Annotated in this window: 2 protein-coding genes and 1 pseudogene; all 3 read right to left on the reverse strand. The window is 61.1% G+C overall.

Annotation, left to right across the window (positions count from 1 at the left end; all coding sequences use genetic code 11):
* Nucleotides 1-327 precede the first annotated feature (327 nt).
* Nucleotides 328-1,062, reverse strand: a complete 735-nt coding sequence (locus EOA24_RS33380) for a type IV secretion system protein (RefSeq protein WP_127410553.1) — start codon at nucleotides 1,060-1,062, stop codon at nucleotides 328-330.
* Nucleotides 1,063-1,071: 9 nt separating this feature from the next.
* The gene (locus EOA24_RS33385; RefSeq protein WP_127410554.1) at nucleotides 1,072-2,232 is read right to left on the reverse strand and encodes a lytic transglycosylase domain-containing protein; all 1,161 of its coding nucleotides are present in this window, start codon (nucleotides 2,230-2,232) and stop codon (nucleotides 1,072-1,074) included.
* A pseudogene (locus tag EOA24_RS33390) lies at nucleotides 2,216-2,722 on the reverse strand (type VI secretion protein); the annotation flags it as partial. The pseudogene EOA24_RS33390 and the gene EOA24_RS33385, both read right to left, overlap by 17 nt.

Genomic DNA, 2,722 nt, shown 5'->3' on the forward strand with positions numbered 1-2,722 from the left:
GCATGAGCGCGTAGACATTCCCCAGCGCGTAGCCAAGCTGCATGTAGACGCTGGAAACAAAGCCCTTTCCGACGTCATCGATGCCTCCCAGAATGCTTGTTGCCAGCCCGTTCATCCAGCCTCGACAACACGATCGAAGGGTGGCGCGTTAACCGGCTTGAAGGGTCCGCAGCTCGTATCGCCGGCATAGGCCAGCGGCGCGCAGGGCGCCTTGAGCTCGCGACCTGGCCCGGCGCACCCGCCTAGCATGAGGCTCGCGACCGTTGCGGCGATCACGCCGACCCGCCGCCACCAGGCTGGCATCCGTTTCGCTCGGCACCTCAACGATCAGTTCCCGCTTTTGCCGAAATTTTCGAACGGATTGACTTGCGCCGGCGTCATCAGCTTTTGCACCTGGCTTTGGCGCAAAAGCCGGGTCTTCATTTCCTCGTTGAGCGCGGCGACGGCACCATTCTGGACGCCGATGAGCTCGTTGACCGCACGTGCGTTCTCGAGCTGCATGCGGGTGTTCTGATCGACCGAGCCTTTGACGTCCTCGGACTGTCCGATCTGGCCGCTGGCCGACTGCAACGACTGTTCGCGTTGCGCGACCCCTTGTGAGGCCTGCGAGGTGAGGGCGCTCAACAGCGAGGCGACGTTGACGCTGCCGCTATAGGCAGTGTTGACGGCACTGCTGCCATTGCCGGTGATCTGCTGGAGCAGTTTGACCAGCTGCAGGCCGTTAATGACCGCGCCGGCGATCTTCTGGATTTCAGGCGACAGCCCGCCGAAGGAGAGGGCGCCGCCATTCAGGATCGATCCGAAGCTCGGCGCTTGCGCAATCGACATGTTGCCGCCCAAGCCCATTTGGCCGATACCGAGAGAGCCGTTGCGGCTGCCCGTCAACGCTTGCAGGATCTGATTGCTCTTCTCGAGGATATCCTTGTTGGAGCCCATGATCGAATTGGTGTTGTCCGCGTTCTGGCGGGCAATGTCCAAATTCGCATTGTCGATGACGGCGATCTGCGCATGAGCGACGCTGGACAGAAGTGTTACACATGCCGCGAAAGAGATTTTTCTCACATCAGCCTCCTATTCCTGGATTGCTTCGATCGCGCGAGCCGCGCCGCTTGGATCGGCGTTGATTGGCACGGACTGCGCTTTTCCCGAACCGCTCTCGGCGTTCCGGCTCGCACAGGGTAGCCATTGGCTTCGATCGATCCGCAGGCGTTCAAGCTCGGCCGGGTCGCATGAAAAGGGATTTGGCCCGCCATCCGGCGGCGGGGCAATGATCCGCGCGGTCTGCGAGGCTCCGACGTTGTTCAACGAAAGAAACTGGCCGAGCAGGGCGGTGAAGTCCGATGCCTGACCGATATATTGGCCGGTCACGCCGGCATTGAGACTTCGAGCGGACGAGTTGAGCTCCCAGGCTTCCTTGTATTCGCCAACCTGTCCGACCCCGCCGGCGAGCGCGGCGATCTGCGAGGAATTGGCAGTCATCCGTGCGGAGCTGGTGTCGAGGTTGGCCGCGGCTTTGGAGACGGAATCGAGGGCGCCGCTTTGGGCAGACCCGCCCGGTCCGCTTGATGTCACGATGCTGATCGCTGGCGGGGACGCCACCGGCGCCTCTCCGCTGGAGACGTAATTGTCAAAATAGCCGTGCCATCGGCCGACGCCCGAGGCCCACCCAGCCTGTTCGGCGGCGTTCGAGCCGTTATAGAAACTCGCCAGGCAACTGTAGTTGCTGGCGCCGCATTGTGCGACGCCTTTGCCGAGATATTTGACGCCGCCCTCGATGTTTTGCTCGTTGATGTCGCGATCGAAGCCGAGCTGCCTGCCCGTTCCCTTCGTCAGTTGCATCACGCCCTTGACGCCGGTGTGCGAGCCGGCACAGCTGTCCAAGCGCGATTCCTGGTAGGCGACCGACAGCGCTAGGCCCTCCGGAACGCCATATTTTTGCGCATAGTAGCGGATGAGCCTTGCGTTTTCCGCGTCGCGGCTCAGCGCCTCGCCTGGGGGGCGGCTGAACATTTGCGACCTGTATTTGTTCGTATAGGTGCAAACGAGGCTCTTTTTCTTCTCCTGCTCGTCGGATTTGGAATCGTGCGATTTTGCGCTGTGCTGCTCGTCTTGCGCACGCTTATCTAGATTGGAATTGTCGATGACCGCGATTTGCGCCAGCGCCGGGGCCACCGCCATCTGCCCCGGCATAATCGCGGCCGCGACAATCGCGCTGCTAAGCCGCTTCTTCATGCTCGCTTTCCCATCCACAAAGGTAGGGCAGCCACGCTTCCGGCTCCTGCCCGTAAGTCTCGCGCAGCCGTTCGCATTCCTTGATGCTGGTTTCGTTGGTCGACAGCACCTTGATGAGGTCGGGCATGCCCGACAAATCGAGCTTCGCAACGACGGAATCGCTGTCGTGCTTGACCAGGAATGTGCGCGTTTCCTTGGCGGTGCGGCGCACGAACTCGAACTCCTTCGCCGTCAGGGAGAAGCGCGCCATGTAGGAGTCCTTGCTCGCCTTCGGATTGGGAAAAAAGATGTTGGTTTTCGTCTGCTCGATCAGCGAGGACGAGATCGACGAGTTCACCACATCCTCGGCCGTCTGCGTGCCGAAGCCGACGACCCCATTGCGCCGGCGGATAATTTTCAGCGTCTCGTTGATGAAGGCGGAAAACACCTCGTCATCGAGCAGCTTCCAGCCTTCATCGAGGAACATCAGAAGCGGCGTGCCGTCGATGAT

The organism is Mesorhizobium sp. M2A.F.Ca.ET.039.01.1.1, from assembly GCF_003998035.1.
Lineage (GTDB): Bacteria > Pseudomonadota > Alphaproteobacteria > Rhizobiales > Rhizobiaceae > Mesorhizobium.

Coding starts and splice junctions, on each gene's coding strand:
- EOA24_RS33385 (WP_127410554.1), bottom strand. CDS start 2,232: ATGAAGAAGCGGCTTAGCAGCGCGATTGTCGCGGCCGCGATTATGCCG.